General features: G+C 46.8%; 17 protein-coding genes. 4 read left to right on the plus strand and 13 right to left on the minus strand.

Annotation, left to right across the window (positions count from 1 at the left end; genetic code table 11):
- Positions 1 to 47: 47 nt before the first annotated feature.
- The 4 genes from HMPREF2626_RS02810 to HMPREF2626_RS02825 form a co-directional block, all read right to left on the minus strand.
- The gene (locus HMPREF2626_RS02810) at positions 48 to 1,457 is read right to left on the minus strand and encodes an aldehyde dehydrogenase family protein (protein WP_070617197.1); all 1,410 of its coding nucleotides are present in this window, start codon (positions 1,455 to 1,457) and stop codon (positions 48 to 50) included.
- Positions 1,458 to 1,862: 405 nt separating this feature from the next.
- Complete coding sequence (locus HMPREF2626_RS02815; protein ID WP_067974474.1) at positions 1,863 to 2,414, minus strand: NADPH-dependent FMN reductase; 552 nt, start codon at positions 2,412 to 2,414, stop codon at positions 1,863 to 1,865.
- A 181-nt stretch (positions 2,415 to 2,595) separates the two neighbouring features.
- Positions 2,596 to 4,221, minus strand: a complete 1,626-nt coding sequence (groL, locus tag HMPREF2626_RS02820; RefSeq protein WP_070617198.1) for a chaperonin GroEL — start codon at positions 4,219 to 4,221, stop codon at positions 2,596 to 2,598.
- Between the two features lie 61 nt (positions 4,222 to 4,282).
- Complete coding sequence (locus HMPREF2626_RS02825; protein WP_067974468.1) at positions 4,283 to 4,555, minus strand: co-chaperone GroES; 273 nt, start codon at positions 4,553 to 4,555, stop codon at positions 4,283 to 4,285.
- Positions 4,556 to 4,802: 247 nt separating this feature from the next.
- Here HMPREF2626_RS02825 and HMPREF2626_RS02830 point away from each other — a divergent pair, with 247 nt between their 5' ends.
- The gene (locus HMPREF2626_RS02830) at positions 4,803 to 4,997 is read left to right on the plus strand and encodes a hypothetical protein (protein WP_070617201.1); all 195 of its coding nucleotides are present in this window, start codon (positions 4,803 to 4,805) and stop codon (positions 4,995 to 4,997) included.
- Between the two features lie 108 nt (positions 4,998 to 5,105).
- On the opposite strand, the gene HMPREF2626_RS02835 is transcribed toward HMPREF2626_RS02830, so the two are convergent.
- The gene (locus HMPREF2626_RS02835; RefSeq protein WP_141744570.1) at positions 5,106 to 5,732 is read right to left on the minus strand and encodes a redox-sensing transcriptional repressor Rex; all 627 of its coding nucleotides are present in this window, start codon (positions 5,730 to 5,732) and stop codon (positions 5,106 to 5,108) included.
- A 78-nt stretch (positions 5,733 to 5,810) separates the two neighbouring features.
- Complete coding sequence (locus tag HMPREF2626_RS02840) at positions 5,811 to 7,877, minus strand: glycoside hydrolase family 3 protein (RefSeq protein ID WP_070617204.1); 2,067 nt, start codon at positions 7,875 to 7,877, stop codon at positions 5,811 to 5,813.
- 170 nt (positions 7,878 to 8,047) lie between these two features.
- On the opposite strand from HMPREF2626_RS02840, the gene HMPREF2626_RS02845 reads away from it, so the two are divergent.
- Entirely contained in the window at positions 8,048 to 9,979 is a 1,932-nt protein-coding gene (locus HMPREF2626_RS02845; protein WP_070617206.1) for an ABC-F family ATP-binding cassette domain-containing protein, read from the plus strand.
- Between the two features lie 155 nt (positions 9,980 to 10,134).
- Here the strand turns inward: HMPREF2626_RS02845 and tsaD are convergent, their stop codons facing one another.
- From tsaD to HMPREF2626_RS02880, 7 genes are all read right to left on the minus strand, one after another.
- Positions 10,135 to 11,151 carry a tRNA (adenosine(37)-N6)-threonylcarbamoyltransferase complex transferase subunit TsaD gene (gene tsaD, locus HMPREF2626_RS02850; RefSeq protein ID WP_070617208.1) on the minus strand — a complete coding sequence of 339 codons (1,017 nt, stop codon included), beginning with the start codon at positions 11,149 to 11,151 and terminating at the stop codon, positions 10,135 to 10,137.
- A gap of 19 nt (positions 11,152 to 11,170) precedes the next feature.
- A complete protein-coding gene (rimI, locus tag HMPREF2626_RS02855) occupies positions 11,171 to 11,605 on the minus strand; it encodes a ribosomal protein S18-alanine N-acetyltransferase (RefSeq protein WP_168162697.1) in 435 nt (144 codons plus the stop codon).
- On the minus strand, positions 11,598 to 12,188 hold the full coding sequence (rimI, locus tag HMPREF2626_RS02860; RefSeq protein WP_070617211.1) for a ribosomal protein S18-alanine N-acetyltransferase: 591 nt from the start codon (positions 12,186 to 12,188) through the stop codon (positions 11,598 to 11,600). The genes rimI (HMPREF2626_RS02855) and rimI (HMPREF2626_RS02860) overlap by 8 nt, the downstream gene beginning before the upstream one ends.
- Positions 12,169 to 12,903: a tRNA (adenosine(37)-N6)-threonylcarbamoyltransferase complex dimerization subunit type 1 TsaB gene (tsaB, locus tag HMPREF2626_RS02865; protein ID WP_070617213.1), complete on the minus strand. Its 735-nt coding sequence runs from the start codon at positions 12,901 to 12,903 to the stop codon at positions 12,169 to 12,171. The genes rimI (HMPREF2626_RS02860) and tsaB overlap by 20 nt, the downstream gene beginning before the upstream one ends.
- 845 nt (positions 12,904 to 13,748) lie before the next feature.
- Positions 13,749 to 14,969 (minus strand): ABC transporter permease, encoded by a 1,221-nt coding sequence (locus HMPREF2626_RS02870; RefSeq protein ID WP_070617215.1) that lies wholly within the window; start codon positions 14,967 to 14,969, stop codon positions 13,749 to 13,751.
- Positions 14,970 to 15,761, minus strand: coding sequence for an ABC transporter ATP-binding protein (locus HMPREF2626_RS02875; protein ID WP_070617217.1), 792 nt, complete (start codon positions 15,759 to 15,761; stop codon positions 14,970 to 14,972). It abuts the gene before it with no gap.
- A gap of 12 nt (positions 15,762 to 15,773) precedes the next feature.
- A complete protein-coding gene (locus HMPREF2626_RS02880) occupies positions 15,774 to 17,204 on the minus strand; it encodes a biotin/lipoyl-binding protein (protein WP_070617219.1) in 1,431 nt (476 codons plus the stop codon).
- 169 nt (positions 17,205 to 17,373) lie between these two features.
- Between HMPREF2626_RS02880 and HMPREF2626_RS02885 the strand changes: the two genes are divergently transcribed.
- Positions 17,374 to 17,625 carry a DUF896 domain-containing protein gene (locus HMPREF2626_RS02885; RefSeq protein ID WP_067974425.1) on the plus strand — a complete coding sequence of 84 codons (252 nt, stop codon included), beginning with the start codon at positions 17,374 to 17,376 and terminating at the stop codon, positions 17,623 to 17,625.
- A gap of 723 nt (positions 17,626 to 18,348) precedes the next feature.
- On the plus strand, positions 18,349 to 19,725 hold the full coding sequence (locus tag HMPREF2626_RS02890; protein WP_083294313.1) for an MFS transporter: 1,377 nt from the start codon (positions 18,349 to 18,351) through the stop codon (positions 19,723 to 19,725).
- Positions 19,726 to 19,911 lie beyond the last annotated feature (186 nt).

The raw sequence follows: 19,911 nt of genomic DNA on the forward strand, positions 1-19,911 counted from the left end.
GTGACTTGCTCCAGTGAACGAAAGCTAAACGCCAGCCCTCACACCCTTTATTTTTCAAAGATGGCTTTGATTTCGACGTAGTCTTCTAGGCCGTAGTAGCCTTTTTCGCGACCTAAGCCGGACATTTTGTAGCCGCCGAATGGTGCTTGATCGCTACCTGGATTATCGTTGACGAAGACGTTACCTGTCCGCAATTGGCGAGCCACTGCCTTGGCTTCTTCTTCTGGACCAACGACAGCGCCAGAGAGGCCATAAGGGGAGTCATTGGCTTGTTTGATGGCGTCTTCTGTGTCGGTATAGGTCAGCACACAGAGGACCGGGCCAAAGATTTCTTCCTGGGCGATGGTCATGTCATTGGTCACATTGACAAAGACTGTCGGATCCACATAGTAGCCTGTCCGGTCTACTTTTCCTCCGCCTACCAAGACTTCAGCACCTTCTGCCTTACCTTTTTTGATATAGTCTTCAACGGTTTCTTTTTGCTTAGCGGAAACCATAGGGCCAACTTTAGTTGCTTCATCGGCTGGGTCACCGAGGACCACTTCTTTGTCATAGAAGGCTTTGATAGCCGTCTTATAGTCTTCCAATTCATCTTCTGGGACAAAGAGGCGGGTCAAGGCTGCACAGGTCTGCCCTTGATTATCGAGCACAGTATTCATTGACTTAGCCACAGCGAGTTCCTTATCACCACCTTTGAGGGCAATGAGAGCAGACTTACCACCGAGTTCAAGGACGAGGCGCTTGATACTACCACTCGCTTTATCGTAGAGGCCGCGGCCGACTTCGGTTGACCCGGTAAAGGAAATGATAGCCACATCCTCATGGCCAGCGAGAAGGTCTCCAGCTTCACTCCCCCGCCCGGTGATCAAGTTAACGACCCCTTTAGGTAGGCCAGCTTCTTCAATAATTTCCATGAATTTAATGGCTGTGAGAGGGGTATCTGAGGCGGGTTTGACCACAATGGTATTACCAGTTAAAAGAGCTGGAGTGAGCTTACGTTGGATCTGGTTCAAAGGATAATTCCATGGCGTAATGCAGGCAACCACTCCCGATCCTTCTTTAATAACAGTCGCCGTATCGTAACGTTCTTCAAAGTTGAAGCGGTCCAAGGCCTTGAGACTTCCTTCCAATTCCCCGATCGATTTGCGCACCTGGTTATCTCGGGAAAAAGCCTTGCTAGCGCCCATCTCTTCAACCACAATATCGACTAATTCTTCCTTATGCGCTTTAAGGCCTTCAAGCACCTTCTCTAAATAGCCCTTGCGTTCATCTACAGCTAAACCATTCCAAGACGGAAAAGCAGCCTTAGCTGCAGCCACAGCGTCGTCCACATCTTCAGCATTACTAGTTGGAACTTGAGCAATCACTTCTTCACTTGTTGGATTAATGACATCGGTATATTGACCAGACTTGCTGTCTACCCATTCACCGTTAATATAGTTTTGATAGGTCTTCATCAAAAAAGCCTCCTTCAGCTTGCTGTTAAGGGTTTACACTTCCCATTATCAAGTATCCGACTAGAGAATTCAAGTCAGAGGGGTCCAAGAAGAGAGTGTGACAAAAGTCGATCAAGCCTGAACCAGTGGAGCGAACTATGGGAAATCGTTGGTAAACGATTTCCAAATAGTTTGTAGTCGGGTTCAGACTGGCAGAAATAGGTCTTCTTCACAAAGATTCGCCGAAGACCTTCAGTCTTCTCTGGATCTTTGCTCCAGAGGTCTATTTCCCCCGCCAGCCCTCACACCCTGCATGAAGTGGATGTCAGGCCTGACTTTTGGACCATGTTTTTGAAAAAAGTTCGCTATTTAAAAAGAGGCTGGGACATCTGTCTCAGCCTCTTGAAGTCTGAATTGAAACTTAGCTTAGATAAATTTTCCTGCGAATTCAGCGAAGGCTTTACCAGCACTTGCTAAGAATTCTTTGGTATCTTCTGCTGTAATTTCACCGTTTTCACCGATGTAGTCAGCAGAGTTCCCAATGTAAAGTTCAGGTTGTTGCATAACAGGCATATCTAAGAAGACTAAAGATTGACGGAGGGTATGGTTAGCGATAGCACCACCGATACCTGCTGGTGATTGTGAGGCAACAAGAGCTGGCTTGCCTTCCCAAACGCTTGAACCATATGGACGAGAACCTAAGTCGATCGCATTCTTCAAGCTCGCTGGAATGCTACGGTTGTGTTCAGGTGTGACGAAGATAATAGCATCTTGAGCGCGCACTTCATCACGGAAACGTGTATATTCAGCAGGTTGTTCAGCTGCTTCATCATAGTCTTGGCTATAGAGTGGAAGGTCAGCCGTTTCGATAAAGGTCACTTCAGCGTCACTTGGTAAACCTGCCACTAATCCTTTTGCAATTGCTTCAGAAAATGAATTCTTACGGATTGAACCTAAAACTACACCATATTTTGCCATAAAATAAATCTCCTTCTTTCTTTTATACTTTTGACTTAATAATTTATCTTATACTTCTATGATAATAGTTCAGTTTCGAAATTTCAAGCCAAACGACTCGAAAAGTTTTTGGTATTTGTAGTTATAAGTAAAAAACAAGAACCCTCTTCTGAGAGTTCTTGCTTCTTCTTTAATCAGTGGCTTAGTACATGCCACCAGCCATAGCACTTGGGTCAACTGCTGGTGCTTCTAGTTCTGGTTTATCCGCAACAACACTTTCTGTTGAGAGGATAAGGCCTGCAACTGAGCCAGCATTTTGTAGGGCTGAACGCGTTACCTTAGTTGGGTCAACAATCCCAGCTTCAATCATATCTACCCATTCATTGTTTTGGGCATTGAAACCAATACCTAGGTCTTTAGAACGGAGGCGTTCCACAATAACTGAGCCTTCTAAGCCAGCATTTTCAACAATTTGGCGGAGAGGTTCTTCCAAGGCGCGGGCTACAATCCGAGCACCTGTTGCGGCGTCACCTTCCAGCTCTTCGGTTGCTTTTTCAACTTTTTCTTGAACGTTCATGAGAGCAGTACCCCCACCAGCAACGATACCTTCTTCAACTGCTGCACGGGTTGCATTCAAGGCATCTTCAATGCGGAGTTTACGTTCTTTTTGTTCAGATTCAGTTGCGGCACCGACTTTAACAACGGCTACCCCACCAGCTAATTTAGCTAAGCGTTCTTGGAGTTTTTCACGGTCATAGTCAGATGTGCTTTCTTCGATTTGTTTACGGATTAAGGCAATACGTTGTTCTAATTGTTCCTTATTGCCGCCACCTTCAACAACTGTGGTGTGGTCCTTGGTTACAGTAACGCTACCAGCCTTACCTAAATGGTTGATGGTTGCGTCTTTCAATTCTAAGCCGAGATCTTCAGAGATCACTTGACCACCCGTTAAGACAGCTAAGTCTTCTAGCATTTCTTTACGACGGTCGCCGAAACCTGGTGCTTTAACAGCAACCACATTCATGGTCCCGCGTAATTTGTTCAGTACTAGGGTTGGGAGAGCTTCCCCATCTACATCATCAGCAATTAAGAGCAGTGGGCTACCTTGTTGTAAGATTTGTTCAAGAAGAGGAAGGATATCTTGGATATTTGAAATCTTACGGTCTGTTAAGAGAATGTAAGGATTTTCCAAGCTGGCTTCCATTTTTTCATTGTCTGTTACCATATATTGGGAGAGGTAACCGCGGTCGAATTCCATCCCTTCAACCACATCTAAGGTCGTATCGATAGACTTAGAGTCTTCAATGGTAATCACACCATCTTCGCCAACCTTGCCCATAGCTTCAGCAATTAGCTTGCCGACTTCTTGGTCACCTGATGAGATAGCGGCAACGTTAGCAATGGCATCTTGAGATTCCACTTGAACAGAGTTTTCCTTCAAGCCTTCAACAGCTGTCCGGATTGCTTCGTCAATCCCGCGGCGAACGCCGACAGGGTTAGCACCAGCGGTCACATTCTTCAAGCCTTCACGAACAATCGCTTGGGTTAGGATTGTTGCAGTAGTGGTTCCGTCACCAGCTACATCATTGGTCTTAGAAGCTACTTCAGCGACTAATTTAGCCCCCATGTTTTCGAAGTGGTCTTCTAATTCGATATCTTTAGCAATGGTTACCCCATCATTAGTGATCAATGGTGAACCATAGCTTTGTTCGAGGACAACGTTACGTCCCTTAGGCCCCAAGGTAATCTTCACCGTATTCGCTAACTTGTCCACACCGCGCACTAAAGCTTGACGGGCATCTTCTGAAAATTTAATATCTTTTGCCATTAAAATTCATGCTCCTCTCGATACACAAGTAATGATTCAATCTTTAAATTTAATTTTTGATCTAGTCTTCAATGACAGCGACAATATCTTTCGCCTTTAAGATGAGGTATTTTTCACCAGCATATTCCACTTCATTGCCGGCATATTTTTCAAATAAGACAAGGTCATCTTTCTTAACTGGACTTGTGAAATCTTCTGTTTCATCTGCAACTGCAATAACACGTCCCACTTGGGATTTTTCTTGGGCTGCAGATGGTAGTATAATACCAGACGTTGTTTTTTCTTCTTGTTCTTCAAGCTGAACAATCACACGTTCATTTAAAGGTTTTAACATAATTCACATTCCTCCATCAGTTCCAAAAACAATTCACTTTTTATCGTTAGCACTCACAACTTCCAAGTGCTAACTTACATTTATTATCTTAAAACATTTTATTTTAGAATGCAAGTCTTTTGTTGACTTTTTTTGACCTTTTAGCCTTTCTTTAAATTTTCCGCCAAAATAGCTGATCTCACTTGTCTTTTAGCTATATTTTCGTTACATTACATATTACGATGCAAGATTAAAAAGGAGTGTTGCTATGTCTTTACAATCACTAGTCATGAATATTGTGCTAAAAATCATCCTGGCTGGTCTCTTCCTCTCCCTGGCTATTTCAATGGTCAGTGAAAACGGTTGGTCCTTCCTTCCCTTCATTAATATTCTCTTAGCAAGCCACGATATCTTCCAAAGTATCCAATTAATTCGAGCCTACCAGAGAATCAAAAATCTATAAACCAGATAAGTCGGCTTAAAAGCCATTAATCAAAAAGTGCCCCAAAGAGAGCTACTTGGCTCCTTTGAGGCACTTTTTTGATCGTTTTAGGCTAGAAAGTTTTTCTCCTTAGTGGTTGGTCACGTAGTAGATCAGCGTTTGTAATTCATTAGCTAAGTCAACTGTTTGGACAAAAATATCTTTAGGAACATTAAGTCGGCTGGCCGAAAAATTCAAAATACCCTTGACGCCAGCTTCTTCAAGCTGTGGCACCACACTCTGAGCAGCCTGACCTGGTACGGCCAAGATCACGATATCGATCTGGCGCGCTTCCAATTGGTCAACTAACTCGTCCATACTATAAATCGGAACCCCCTCATGAATCTTCCCCACCTTATCTGGGTCAATATCAAAAGCGGCATTAATATGAACATTGTTTGACTGCTTAAAATTATAAGAAATTAAGGCATTCCCCAAATTCCCCACACCGATCAGAGCGACCATGGTGAGCTGGTCTTGGCTCAGTAGGCGGCTGAAAAATTCAATTAAATGATCAATTTCATAACCATAGCCCCGTTTGCCTAAAGTCCCAAAATAAGAAAAATCACGTCGGATGGTGGCACTGTCCACTTTTACCGCATCAGAAATCTGTTCGGAAGAGACACGGTCCATCCCCATTGCCTTGAAATTCTTCAAGCATCGATAGTAGATTGATAAGCGTTTAGCTGTTGCCTTTGGTATCTTTTTCACTAGAATCCCCCCTGTTTGTTCAATTGTGAAAAATAGAATAGGAATATTTTACCAGGATTTCGACTTTGGAGCAAATCTAAAACTTTAATTTAAGCTTAAGCCGAAACCATAAGTGTAGCTATTTCCCGCACTATCTTGATAGGCATAAGCGCGGTCCATATACTTGTCCTTATCGTAGCCTGGTACATCATTTGGTGAGGCACAAATGCCTTCATCATTAACCGCAATCACGTCATCATTGGCAGGTAGGGTTAGAGGCAATTTCCCCTTGGCAGGGCAGGCCCCTGTATAGACATCAATGATGGCCTGGATAAAGCTATTGAAGCTGGCAGTTAAGGCATCAGCTAAAGGCTCAACATTTTCCAAGATAAATGGCAAGTCGAGGTTAACGTTAATAATCGTATGGTCAACCGCTGCTTGGATGGCCTTCACCCGGTCGAGGTCCACGTTGGTTGCTTGGTGGATCTGTAAGTCCAGATAGCCTGAAGTGGCTTCGAAGTAAGAACCCGAGATTGGTTCTAAGAAGAGTAAGGCAATATCCGCTTCGTGGTAGTCCGTCACCAGGTCAATCTGTGGGAAGGCCTTGCGAATCTGCTCTGGTAATTCTTGGTTCAGTTCATCGGTATTACCGAAGATTCCTTGCTTGCGGCGGCTGGCCATTTCCTCTTCATTATAGACCTTGGTAAAGATTTCCGCATAAACTTTTTTGCCCGCTAACTTGTCCTCAGTCAAAGGCAAGAGCTCTTGGTCATTCTTCAAGAGAACCACCGATTCCTGGTGGGCCTGATAGGCTATCTCGCGGCTATCTTCCGTATTGGTGATAGCTTCTGCCTGGTCAATATCTTGGTAAGGATTCTCGAATAAGCCGAGAGCAAAAAGCTCCTTCAAAGTGCCTTCCAAACGGGCATTCACTGTCTCTTCGTCGACCAAGCCCTGGGTCATGGCTTCCTCAAAGGCTTCAACCTCTGTGGTCCCCGAGACAATATTCGTCCCCGCCTTGAGCATCTTAGCTACCCGCTCCGGCTTAGTTAGGTCTTCAACACCCCAGGCACAAGCATCCAAGACCCCTGTATCTGAGTTGATATAGCCCTTAAAGCCTAGGTCATCACGCAAGAGCTCTTGGAGGAATTGGCGGTTGTAAGCAAAAGCAACATCCTCTTCAAAACCTGCTTGGAAGGGTTCTTGGGGCAGGTTGGATTTTTCCTGGCTAGGAATCGCATAGTAAGGCATGATCGAGCTTGGTTGGTGCTTAATAGCTGCCTTGAAGGGTGGTAAGTGATAGGTCTCTAAACTATTAGGAGTTGGGTAAACATTAAACTTCCCTTCTTCATAGTGAGGGTCGAAGCCATTCTCCCGTGCACCACCACCTGGGAAGTGCTTGATGGTGAGGGCAACGCCCTGGTCATCTAAGTCCTCTCCTTGGTAGACAGGAATAATCGTTTCAGCAATTTCTGAAATCTGTTCGGGATTCTCGCCAAAGGTTCCCGAAGTCCTAAACCAGCGGGGGTCCGTCGCGGTATCTACCATATACATATAACCCTTGCGGATATTGTTGTGCCAGAATTCTTGCTTACCAATTTCAGCAAAGGCCTTGATCAAAGGCATATTGCGAGTGGCTGCTAGACCCAGGGTGCCAGGAAATTGGGTAAAGCGCCCAATCGCTGATTCTGCATTAAAAGCGGCTTCGTTGTTTTCATTCTTCGAATTGGATAAGACCAGCAAGGGAATCCCTAAGCGACTTTCCTCGACCATCTCCTGCATAGTATTGACCCAGGTCACGATCTCTTCCGGCTCGGCATTCTCTCTTAAGATAATATGCCGGATTTGGAAGTCTTCCAAAAGCGTCGAAGTCGGATACTCGTGCTTCGGATGGGGATACTGGATCTCCTTATCGGCTTCATTGATGACCCCATCATGGCTGGTTGGTTCACCTTCTTCAGCTGAAATTCCCATGGGCTTGTCGATAAGGACCATCATACCGGCTTTTTCGCGGAGATTCATCCGCCCGACTAAGTCCTTAGCTCGCTCTTCTGGACTCAGTCGCCAATCTTCATAAGGATTGACTCGACCATCTTTATTATGATCTTTGAAGCGTAAGCCATCGACTTCAACTTCTTCTAAGTGACGGCTCACTAATTTTCTTTGTTCCATTGAATCGCTCCTTCATATTCATTTCAATTATTTTATGCACACCATAAGTCTATTTTAAGGGATAAAGTCAATTTTGCAAGGCCTTTCACAATCTAAGCGAAATTTTGTTAGTCGTCCCTATGGCAGAATTATGCTAAACTAGGAATAGTATTTTAGAAGGAGGCTAGACAATGATTCTTTTACAAGGTTCCAATTTAGCCCGACATTTTGGGGCTGAGACCCTTTTTGAAGACATTCAAATTACAGTTCAAGATAACAGTCGCATTGGTCTAGTCGGTAGAAACGGTACTGGTAAATCGACCCTACTGAAGATCCTAGCGGGCATTGAGACTCCAGACCAAGGTACCGTCTCCCAACGCAAGGGAACCCGGATTGCCTATATGGACCAACACTCTGCTGTCAACAGCGAACGGACAGTCTATGAAGAGATGAAGAGCGTCTTTGCAGAAGACTTGGCCTTGATTGACCAGGCCAATGAAGCAGCCATGGTCCTGGCCGATGAAGCTGTCATCCAAGACCCTGACCGCTATGAACAAGCGCTGAAGACCTATGACCAAATCCAAGAAGAAATCAACCAGCGCAATGCCTATAGCTATGATTCAGAGATCCGTATGGTCCTCCACGGCTTCCGCTTCCCCGAAGACATGTACGACCAGCCTATTTCACAGATGTCTGGCGGTCAGCGGACCCGGCTGGCCCTGGCCAAGGTGCTCCTAGAGAAGCGGGACATCCTGATCCTAGACGAACCAACCAACCACCTGGATATCGATACCCTCAACTGGTTGGAAGGCTACCTGCCCAAGTATCCCGGCGCCCTCTTGATCGTCAGCCACGACCGCTACTTCCTCGACCATGTCAGCAATGAAACTTATGAGATGACCCACCACGGCATCGAACACTATGCCGGAAATTATAGCTTCTACTTGAAGGAAAAAGCGGTCCGTCTGGAAACCCAGATGAAGGCCTATGAGAAGCAACAAAAAGAAATTCATAAGTTAGAAGACTATATTGCCCGCAACCTGGTCCGTGCCTCCACTACCAAAATGGCCCAGAGCCGACGCAAACAACTGGAACGAATGGACAAGCTGGACCGGCCCCAACAGGACGAACGCTCAGCCCGTATCCAATTCTCTACAGAAAAGTCGAGCGGTAATGTCGTTCTCACGGTCGATGACCTGGCTATCGGTTACGACGATTGCCTGTCCTATCCGATTAATATCGATTTACGCAAACAGAAGGCCCTGGCCATTGTCGGCCCAAATGGCGTCGGCAAGTCTACCCTGCTCAAAACCATTACGGGACAAATCCCACCATTAAAGGGCGACTACCAACTTGGAACCAATGTGAGCCTAGGCTACTACGACCAAGAGCTAGGCAATCTCAATTCCAAAAAGGACGTCCTCCACGAACTCTGGGATGACCACCCTAGCATGAATGAGCAAGATATTCGGACCATATTGGGGAGCTTCCTTTTTAGCGGAAGTGATGTTGAGAAGCCCGTCCATGGCCTCAGCGGGGGCGAAAAAGCCCGCTTGGAACTAGCCAAACTCGCCTTAGACCATGACAACTTCCTGGTCCTTGACGAACCCACCAACCACTTGGATATTGACTCCAAAGAAGTCCTAGAGAATGCCCTGATCGATTATGATGGCACCCTGCTTTTTGTCAGCCACGACCGCTACTTCATCAACCGCCTAGCTACCGAAGTGCTCGAAATCTCAGCAGAAGGCAGCAAGCTCTACTTGGGCGACTATGACTACTACCTCGCCAAAAAGGCCGAAGAAGAAGCCCGGCAAGCCGCCCAAGACACTGGTCAAGACCCAGCCCAAAAAGTCGAAGAGAAGTCTTCAGGCAAGCTCAGCTACGAAGAAAATAAACAAAAACAACGCGAGCAACGCCGCCAACAGCGTCTCGTCGACCAATGCGAAGAAGAAATCACCCAAATCGAAGAACAAATCCAAGCCATCGAACAGGAAATGGCCAAACCCGAAGTCTACCAAGACAACGCCCAAATCCTCGAGCTCAACGCCCAACTCGAACCCCTCAAGGCCCAGCACCAAGAACTTATGGACCAATGGGAAGACTTGCTCAGTCAATTGTAGGCAAATGAGACTTGAGCCTAAAGAGACAAGCTAGCAAACAGGGAACCAGAAAGCAAGTAGGCCCTTTGATTACACTATTAACAGGATATCAAACAAAAACCACTATCTTCACATCAACATGAGTAAAGATAGTGGTTTTCTAGTTTCTAAATTTGTTAAGAATCGCTAATATCCAAGCCTGGCACAGCATCCAAGCTCAAATCAGCGAAGGCAGCTTTTTGGTAGAGGCTATAGGCTGCCGCACCAATCATGGCTGCATTATCGCCACAATATTTGAGGGGCGGGAAGTAAAGGGTCACTTCTGGATGGCGGTCAGCTAGAGCCGCTTGGAGCTCGCGGCGCAAGCCACTGTTAGCTGCTACCCCACCAGCCACTAAGAGCTGCTTAACAGGATATTCATCCAGGGCCCGGCAGGTTTTTTCAACGAGAACCTCAACTGCAGCCGCTTGGAAGGAAGCCGCCACATCTTCTTTAACAAGCTTTTCCCCGCGTTGGTCAGCATTGTGAAGGTGGTTAATAACGGCCGATTTCAGCCCACTAAAGCTGAAATCAAAATTATCTTCATCGAGCATGGGACGGGGATAGGCATAAGTATCGCGGCCTTCCTGGGCCAATTCATCCATCCGCTTGCCACCCGGATAAGGCAGGTCAAGCAAGCGCCCCACCTTATCATAAGCCTCCCCGACTGCATCATCACGGGTATCTCCAAACTTCTCAAAGACAGCATCTTCTGGCATATAAACCAATTCCGTATGCCCACCACTCACCACCAAGGCAAGCAGGGGAAAGTCCATGGCTTGGACCAGTTGATTGGCGTAGATATGGCCCGCAATATGGTTGACACCAATTAAGGGCTTGTCATGGGCAAAGGCCAGGGTCTTGGCTGCGGTAATCCCAATTAAGAGAGAGCCCACCAAACCCGGGCCCTTGGTCACCGCAATCCCGTCAATTTCTTCCCAGGTCAGGCCCGCCTCTTCAAAGGCTAAGTCAACAATTTGTGTAATTTGTTCCACATGGTGGCGGCTGGCAATTTCAGGAACCACCCCACCAAAGCGCATGTGACTTTTGACCTGGGTGGCTACGATATTAGCCAGGCAGTCCTTGCCATCACGAATAATAGCAGCCCCTGTCTCATCACAACTCGATTCGATTGCTAATAAGGTTACTGACATCTTCTCACCTTTTCTATCTTTAGACTAATAAACAATAAATCCAGGCATCCTCTCCGTCCGGATAGTAGCTCTGGCGGATGGCTAGTCTTTCAAAGCCGAGCTTCTGGTAGAGGGCCTGGGCTGGGAGATTGCCCGCTCGCACTTCTAAGTAAATACGCTCGGCCCCTTCGCCTGCCAACTGACCAATTGCTTCTTCTAGAAGCTGTTGGCCCAGTCGTTTCCTTTGATAGGCTGGTAGAACCGCCAGATTAAGCAGTTCCGCTTCTCCCGCTAATAATTGGAATTGTGCCAGGGCCACTAAATCTTCCCCATCATAGTAGGCAAAAGTCTGGGCATAGGGCCGGCTGAGGAAGTAGTCGAGGGCCTCAATGGTCCAGCTTGGGGTCTGGGGATAAGCAGCCTGCAAAAGTAGCCACATGTCTTCTCCCCCGCCTGTCTCCAAACGTTTAAGCATGGTGGTCATCGACCTCCTCAAAGCGCCAGGCCAAGAGGTCGGCATGTTCACGGTTATCGTGGTAATAAAAGTTCCGGGTCTTCAAGCGTCGAAAGCCCCGCGCCCGGTAAAAAGCTTGGGCCTGCTTATTGGATTGGCGGACCTCCAATTGAATTTCTTGGAGGCCAACTTGTTGGGCCAAATGCTTCGCTTCTTCCAATAAGTAGCTACCTAAACCTTGGCCCTGGCAACTAGGGGCCACCATGAAATTAGACACATGGAGATGGTCAGGCTCTTCCCGGCAAGCAATAAAAGCCAAGAGAATACCATGGGAAAAGGCCTGGAGATAAAAAGTATCCGGCCGCCCCACCATGTCCCGGTAGAAATCCTTCATCCCCCACATGACCTTGCCATAAGCTAATTTTTCCAAGTCAACCATCTGCTTCAAGGCCGTCTGGTCGGATAAACGCAGGCTGAAAGCTAAACCAGAAGCCAGAACTAGCTCTTCTTGCCGGACTTCAATACGGTCCAACAAGTCGGCTTGGGGCGCCCTAAATAAGTGGCCTAGCCAGCTAAAGTATTGGTTAATCTGCTCTTTCAACATAATTTTCCCCATCATGACCGGGGTTTTTCTCCCGCCAGTTTTCTTCTGCTTCAGCCAATTTGGCATAATCGGGCAGGAAGGTATCCACATCTTCTAGCTGGAGAGGGAGCTGGACCATCTTATGGGCATAGATGATCCTGTCTTCCGGCGCGGCCAAGTGACAATGGTCGTGCTGGTAGAGGATAGGGGCCAAGGCACTCTCATAGGACGCTAGGTCCGGACTGATAAAGTAAACCTGGTCGTAGTCGTCTAGGCGGTCTTCCCAACTAGCTAGCCAGTCGGAAAAAGCCCCGTGCTTCACCTCTTCTAAAGCTGTCCAAGCCTGGCCATCCTTCAAATATGCCGCTGCAAAAACAGTCTGGCGGCGGGCATCGAAGAAGGGAAGTACTAGTGACTTCTGGGCCCGAATATTAGCAGCCAGGGCCAGGAGACTGGGCACAGAATACAAGGGGATCCCTAATGTAGAAGCCAAAACCTTGGCCGCCGTAACCCCTATCCGAAGTCCCGTATAGGAGCCTGGTCCCTTGGAAATAATAACCCCCTCGAGGTCTTCAGGCTGCCAGCCAACTGTCTCCATCATGGTCTGGATCAGGGGCAGGAGCTGGGTAGAATGTTTAATTTTGGTATTGGTGGTTATCTCACTGATCAGGGTCTGGTCCTCCAGCAGGGCCAGGCTCAGGGATAGCGTCGCACTATCAATCGCTAAAAAACGCATCTTAGCACCCTCTCTAATTTGACTATTCACAGCTCTTATTGTAGCAAATATCCGGCCCCTGAACAATGTGCAGAGACGCTCTTAGGAAAAGCTGGTTTGAACTTTAGAGCAATCCTCTATTGGTAAAAGCTTATTTTATAAGAACTGGGTGGTCAACTTGCTAACGGAGGCCTTGTTTGCAGGTTCCTCAACGGCTACTTGCTATTGAAGAGGCCATTCGCAAGTGGGTGAAGGCGAACTTGCTATCGAGAGCCCTGTTCGCAAGTAGCCAGCCTCGAACTTGCTAATTGGACCTGTCTTCGCAAGTTCAACTGCCACAACTTGCTAATCGGACCCTTATTCGCAACTTGCTCGTTTTAAAAAAAATTTCTAATAATAAAAACAAGCTAGCAAGAAAACCTATGCTTGCTAGCTTGTTCGTTGGAAGTTATTTTTTTAGGTCTTGCTCTGCCCCTGTCTAGTCGGGTTCGACTTGGCAGGCTTGGAATGATTTCACAAGTAAGAAACGAGCGAATGCTTCGCTCTTTTTCTTACTTGCTCCAATCATCCAAGGCTAAGCGCCAAGTCTCACACCCTTTAGTCGGGTTTGCAATTGCCCATACCCTAGTTGGGTTCGCAAAGGCAGAAAGGGCGTGACTTCAGCAAATGGAAACGATCGGCTGAGAGCCGCTCTTATTCCTTTTGCCTCCGGTCATCCCTTTCTAACCGCCTTTGCTCACACCCTATCCAGTCGGGTTCGCAAGAGCAGCTTTAGAGTGCTTTCGCAAGTTGGAAACGTGCAAGCAGGGCTTGCCCTTATTCCAGCTTACTCCAAGCATCCAAAGCTAAGCGCTCTTGCTCACACCCTACCTTAAAATATCAACGACGTTCTTCTGGGCGGCGGCCCGGGCTGGGAAGACGCTGAAGACGATACCGATGAGGACAGAGATTAGTACGGCTAATAAGGCGGTGCCGAAGTCGACGGAGGCGCCGAAGGGTAGGAAGCTGGCGATGAGGTGGGCCAGGAGGATACCGAGGATGTAACCGACCACCCCTCCGACTGTAGTGATGGCAATGCCTTCAAAGAGGAATTGTTTTTGGATATTGGACTGGGTGGCTCCGAGTGAGCGGCGGATACCGATTTCTTGGGTCCGTTCAGAGACTGAAATATACATCATATTCATGACCCCAACCCCTGCAATCAAGAGGGAAATTCCGGCAACAGCCGAGATGAAGTAGGTCACCGTATTCAATGTATCCCCGACTCCTTCCAGCATCTTAGACATATCGAAGAACATGTACTGGCCCTTCTGCATCTTGCTGCCTTCTGAATTCAGCTTATCGACAATGTCATCCATAATCTTCTTGGAGTCAACCCCCTCCTCAAAATAAACCTTGAGGGACAGGCTGCCACGATCAATCAGATTATAGATCTCCATGGTCTTCGCTGGCATCTTGATTTCAGGTCCAGTGCTGATCGAGAAGGCGCCAACGCTCTCATTCGTGGCTGGTCCCTGACTGTCAAAGACACCCACAATCGTAAAGTTCTTACCATTAATGTTGAGATTCTTATCCACAGCTTCCTTTGCCTGACCAAAATATTTTTCAGCCAAGTTCTGACTGATGAGAACATTACGAGCATAACTTTCTGAATCACTTGGATTCAAATTACGGCCAGCGACCAAGTTATCAGATGTTTCCTTAAAAGGCCGGACCGGTTGGGACTTGGTCTCTTTGCCTATTTTAACCGTCACATTGGTCGGCATACCATTGTCTTCATCGTCAACCTTGGCCTCGCTGACCCCCTCGAAATCTTCGACCAATTGGATATCTTGTGGGGTGTAGACCTTGGTCTTCGAGGCATCGAAGTTCTGATCAGTCGGTTGGAAGAGTAAATTCTGGCTCACCCGGCCTTCCTTATCATCCGTCAGGGAATCCATCGTTTCTTTTTGAAAACCATTCCCTAGGCTCATGATGGTAATAACCGCGGCAATCCCGATGACAATACCAATCATGGTCAGGAAGGTCCGACGTCCGTTCATCCGCATGGTCGCCAGGGATGACTTTAATATTTCGCTAAAACGCATCTAGTCCCCTCCTTCCGCTGGAACGCCGCCTGCCATTAATTGTTCGTAGGCTTGGGGCATGATGATATCTGTTCCATCTGAATGAATAGCCCCATCCACAATAGTAATGTGGCGGTCCGCATATTCCTGGAGGGTCGGATCGTGGGTGACCATCAGGATGGTTACCCCTTCCTGGCGGTGGAGAGAAGAAATGATATCCATAATCATCCGCGAGGTCTTGGTATCCAAGGCCCCGGTCGGTTCATCCGCGATGATAAATTTGGGTCGGTTAACCAGGGCACGAGCAATGGCCACCCGCTGGCGCTGACCACCCGATAACTCATAGGGTTTGGACTTGCCCTTGTCTCCTAAACCTACCCGTTCCAAGGCTTCTTGGACCCGTTCATGGGTCTGTCCGGTGCTCAAGCCACTATAGAGCAGGGGCAGCCGAACGTTATCGGCGACCGTCATATTTTGGATTAAGTTAAAGCTCTGGAAGATAAAGCCCACATAGCTATTGCGCAAATGCGAGACTTCCTGGTCCGTCCGCTGCTTAAGCGGCTCATTATGAAAGAGATAGGAGCCTTCGAATTGGTTATCCAAAAAACCAATCACATTAATCAAAGTGGACTTCCCCGATCCAGAGGGCCCCATGACGGTAATAAATTCCCCGTCATAGACGGATAAGTTCACATCTTTCAGGACATGGACACGGTTCTCTCCTTCGCCGTAATACTTGTTGATATTTTTGAGTTCAAATAAAGGCTCGGCCTGGTCTAATGCCTGGCCAAGGTTGGATTGTTCAATTACCATGGCCCCTGCCTCCTAGTTTTTACTTTCTGCTTCAGCTTTGTCTGCTGATTCAGCCAATTCAATTTCTTGGCCATCTTGGAGGCCTTCAGGATTCTTAATGATCTCGTCACCTGCCTTGATATTCTTGGTTACCACTTCTTGGCGGCCTTGCTTGGCAGTCGTGACTTCGACTTTTTTAACCTTGCCATCGCGGTAGACAAAGACATAAGACTTACCCTTGTCCTCTATAATGGCTTCTTTAGGGAGGACAAAGCCAGGTAATTTGAAGTGAACTTTAGTGCTAAAGCCTGGTTGGATCTTGTCTTTAGCTTTAACAGTGAACGGATATTGACTCTCGCCTCCTTGCCCAGCAGCCTGTGCAGCCTGACCGGCCATAGCAGCACCTGCATCTCCACCAAGACTTGGGGCTTCGCCAGGAGCTGCTGGCAAGTTTTCATAGCTAATGATTTCACCCGTTGTCTTTTGGCCACTAGCTGGAACAGTCAGGTCTACCTTGCGTCCATCCTTGAGCAAGTAGAAGTCATACTCGCCAACGGTCCCAGTCACAGAAATGTCGTCACTGATAATCCGCACCAGAGGCACAGTCGAATCTGTAATCCCCTTGGCGTCATAGATGACCTTACCGCTCGTCCGCGCCTTGACCTGGTTATCAGTCTGGGCTTGGGCCCGGTTGAGCTGGATCTCCAAGTCTTCAATCTGTTGGTTGAGCTGGCGAACTTGTTCATCCACACCAGCTTGACCACCAGCCGCCGGAAGATCTCCCATGCCACCTGCTTGGCCTCCTGTTTCTAGACCAGATGGCACTGTTTCTCCCGCTTCAGGCCCTGCTTGACCCGCTAGTCCCGGACTCGCTACAGCCTGGTCACTACCTGCACCTGGGATAGCTGCTTGGCCAGCTTGACCACTAACAGCTGGTGGACAATTCGGGTCACTTGCAGCTGGCGCTTGTCCCTCACTGACGCCAGCACCTGATAAGTTCACGGGTGTCGCAACATAGGCTCCAAGGCCCGAAACTAAGGGACTAGCTACGAGGGCTTGGTTGACACTGGCCACGGGACTGGCTGCCTGGTTCTGCAGGCGGTTGCGCTGGTCATAGAGGCGGTTAAGTTGACGCTTGGTATCGTCAATCTTATACTGGGCCTCAGCTTGTTGGTAGGAGAAAAGAACATCGCCTTTGTTAACCCGCTGGCCATCAGCAACATTCACAATACCCAAGTCTCCTTTTTCACGGCTATAGTAATAGGCATCGTCGGTCTTCAACTTCGCCTTCCCATCAACTGTCACCGGTTCCTGTTCCGTTACCTTAACCGTTTCATAGCTCGTATCGCTTCCTTCCTCACCGAAGTTAGCCGCATAAAAGACATTATAAGCAAGCACACCGAGGACTAAGACCGCAGCTAAGCCGCCAGCTAGTCCCCACCAAAGTTTTTTTGAATGGATCATGTTTTCCCCTCATCTTCTTAATTATTTTTCTTTTTTTATTCTACCATATTAAGGGCTTAAGCTTTACCAAATTTTGCTAAAGGCACGAAAATCCCCTTGAAGCAAAAGAATTGCATTTTCAGACAGGAGCCAGTATATTGGAAGAAAGTCTACACAAGGAGGTTTAAGCATGGACGAATTACTACCACGTATCAACGAATTAGCCAAAAAGAAAAAAGAAGGCACGCTTACCAAAGAAGAAGCAGCCGAACAAGAAAAATTACGGAGCCAATACCTCAAGCAATTCCGGGAAAATTTCCGGTCTGTCCTCATGAACACCAAGGTGGTCGATCCTGAAGGGACCGATGTCACCCCACAAAAACTAAAAGACGCCCAAGCCAAACGCCGGGGCGAGCAAAACGATCAATCAGGATCCAAATAAAAGTTTGCTAGAAACTAGGACAAGTTAGCAGAAATAAGTCTTTTCACTAGAAGAGAGTGTGACAAAAGTCGATCAGGCCTGACTTTTGGAGCAGTTTTTTGAAAAATGTTTGCTATTTAAAAGGAGGCCGGAACTTTTGTCCCAGCCTCCTTCATGACTTGTATATATTTTTATCTAAAGTCGGGATTTAATCTCGGCTTTTTTAATAATAAAAAACATCTTTGCCAAAGCTGGCAAAGATGAAAAAGGAAAAAACAAAAATGAAAGGATGATGCAATCTTTCGACTGCTCAATAAAAATTATAGCACAAGCCGTTCCAAAATGAAAGGGCTTTTTTAAAAGCGCTTTCTATTTTATTTTCCCTGTCTCCTCCCCTCATAAAAGACAATAATGTTCTCATTTGATGATAATTTTATAAGCTAGCTGACCCGAAAAGATAGCGATATGCCCCTCTTTTCCTCTTTCCTTGCAAGAAAACTGAACGGGAAATGTTTTTTCCATATTTTTTTACCTAAAAGGGCTTTCATTTACTTAGTAAATTTTATATAATACTCTTACTGGCAATTAGCTAGTTCTATTTATTGATTTTTATCTATTAATGATAGCGCTTAAGCAACTGAGAAGGAGGCAGTTTTTACTTAGGAAAATATTATTATTCTTATGCACTTGCCATTATTTATTCTCTAAGTGTATAAACTTGTTATGAAGAAAGGAATTATAAAAATGAATACAAATGCTAAACCATTTGGCATGCGTGATAAGCTGGGGTACATGTTCGGGGACTTAGCCAACGACATGACCTTTATCTTACAAAGTATGTTCCTGATGGTCTTTTATACGGAAGTTTGGGGAATTAACCCAACAACAGTCGGGAACTTATTCCTAGCCGCTCGCTTCGTTGATGCCATCACAGATGTGACCATGGGACGGATTGTTGACGTCTCCAAGCCAACCAGCGAAGGGAAGTTCAAACCCTGGATTCGCCGGATTGCTATTCCTGTAACCCTAGCCAGCTTTATGATGTACCAAACAGGACTCCAAGACATGTCCATGACCTTCAAGATTGTTTATATGTACATCACTTACCTACTTTGGGGATCTTTCACTTATACGGCCATTAACATTCCTTATGGCTCTATGGCATCTGCCATTACATCTGATCCCGACCACCGGGCTAGCCTGTCTACCTTCCGGACCATTGGCGCAACCATTGCCCAATTAGCTATCGGTGCAATTGTGCCCCTCATGATTTACGAAAACAACATCGTTAAGACAGACGCTACCTTCACCATCCTAGCTGGGGTGTTCTCAGTATTGGGACTTATCTTCTACTTCTTCTGCTACCGCATGACAACTGAGCGGGTAGAGATTCCTTCCGATCCTGATAGCTCACTAATGGGAACCTTACGTACATTCGGTAAGGTACTGAAGAGCCGTTCACTCTGGGGCATTATCTTTGCCGCCCTCTTCCTCATCTTTGCCCAATTAGGCATCGGCCAAATGAACAACTACCTCTTTGCCAATTACTTTGAAAATGCTGACATGTTAGCTACAGTTAACGTGATCTATCCATTATCCATCTTGCTCTTAGGTGCACCGATTGCGCCAGCTCTTGCTAAAGCCTTAGGGAAACGCGAAGTTGGTATTCTCGGCGTTTCAATCGGTTCCGCCGCCTTCGCTGTTCTTTATTTCATGCACACTGAAAGTATGTGGACCTATATCGTGATTTCAACTATTGGTTACCTAGGCTTTGGTATCTTCAATGCCATTATCTGGGCCATTATCACTGACGTTATCGATGATATCGAAGTCCAAACCCGCACCCGGGACGACGGTACGGTTTACGCCTTCTATTCCTTCGCCCGTAAGATTGGTCAAGCTTTTGCCGGTGCCAGCGCAGGTTGGATTTTAGGCTTTATCGGTTACCAATCAGGAGCAGAAGTTCAAACAGCGGAAGTTATTGATAAACTATATAGCGCCGCAACCTCTATTCCTGCGATTGCCTTCTTGTTATCTGCTCTATCCTTATTAATCATTTACCCATTAAGCAAGAAACGCGTAGAAAACAACTCAGCAATCCTAGCTGAACGCCGCGGTTAAAACTCCTTAGTTAAATAAGCAGCTATTCAATAGATAAGAGCACCTTCATTATGGAGGTGCTTTTTTATTCCAGGGTGTGAGGGCGCGCGGGTAGAAGTGAACCTCTGGAGCAAAAGATGCAAGTTCTAGCCCTGGTCAATAGCTTATATTTTGTAAGCGCTAATCCTCCCCTCCTCGATCAATGGT

Origin of the sequence: Aerococcus sp. HMSC062A02 (genome assembly GCF_001809535.1) — a bacterium.
In the GTDB taxonomy this organism is placed as follows: domain Bacteria; phylum Bacillota; class Bacilli; order Lactobacillales; family Aerococcaceae; genus Aerococcus.

Bases quoted from the DNA above. Each gene is read 5' to 3' on its own strand.
- HMPREF2626_RS02880 (WP_070617219.1), bottom strand. From the start codon at position 17,204: ATGATCCATTCAAAAAAACTTTGGTGGGGACTAGCTGGCGGCTTAGCT.
- HMPREF2626_RS02875 (WP_070617217.1), bottom strand. From the start codon at position 15,761: ATGGTAATTGAACAATCCAACCTTGGCCAGGCATTAGACCAGGCCGAG.
- HMPREF2626_RS02840 (WP_070617204.1), bottom strand. From the start codon at position 7,877: ATGGAACAAAGAAAATTAGTGAGCCGTCACTTAGAAGAAGTTGAAGTC.
- HMPREF2626_RS02810 (WP_070617197.1), bottom strand. From the start codon at position 1,457: ATGAAGACCTATCAAAACTATATTAACGGTGAATGGGTAGACAGCAAG.
- HMPREF2626_RS02870 (WP_070617215.1), bottom strand. From the start codon at position 14,969: ATGCGTTTTAGCGAAATATTAAAGTCATCCCTGGCGACCATGCGGATG.
- groL (WP_070617198.1), bottom strand. From the start codon at position 4,221: ATGGCAAAAGATATTAAATTTTCAGAAGATGCCCGTCAAGCTTTAGTG.
- HMPREF2626_RS02825 (WP_067974468.1), bottom strand. From the start codon at position 4,555: ATGTTAAAACCTTTAAATGAACGTGTGATTGTTCAGCTTGAAGAACAA.
- rimI (WP_070617211.1), bottom strand. From the start codon at position 12,188: ATGTTGAAAGAGCAGATTAACCAATACTTTAGCTGGCTAGGCCACTTA.
- HMPREF2626_RS02845 (WP_070617206.1), top strand. From the start codon at position 8,048: ATGATTCTTTTACAAGGTTCCAATTTAGCCCGACATTTTGGGGCTGAG.
- HMPREF2626_RS02830 (WP_070617201.1), top strand. From the start codon at position 4,803: ATGTCTTTACAATCACTAGTCATGAATATTGTGCTAAAAATCATCCTG.
- rimI (WP_168162697.1), bottom strand. From the start codon at position 11,605: ATGCTTAAACGTTTGGAGACAGGCGGGGGAGAAGACATGTGGCTACTT.
- HMPREF2626_RS02885 (WP_067974425.1), top strand. From the start codon at position 17,374: ATGGACGAATTACTACCACGTATCAACGAATTAGCCAAAAAGAAAAAA.
- HMPREF2626_RS02890 (WP_083294313.1), top strand. From the start codon at position 18,349: ATGAATACAAATGCTAAACCATTTGGCATGCGTGATAAGCTGGGGTAC.
- tsaB (WP_070617213.1), bottom strand. From the start codon at position 12,903: ATGCGTTTTTTAGCGATTGATAGTGCGACGCTATCCCTGAGCCTGGCC.
- HMPREF2626_RS02815 (WP_067974474.1), bottom strand. From the start codon at position 2,414: ATGGCAAAATATGGTGTAGTTTTAGGTTCAATCCGTAAGAATTCATTT.
- tsaD (WP_070617208.1), bottom strand. From the start codon at position 11,151: ATGTCAGTAACCTTATTAGCAATCGAATCGAGTTGTGATGAGACAGGG.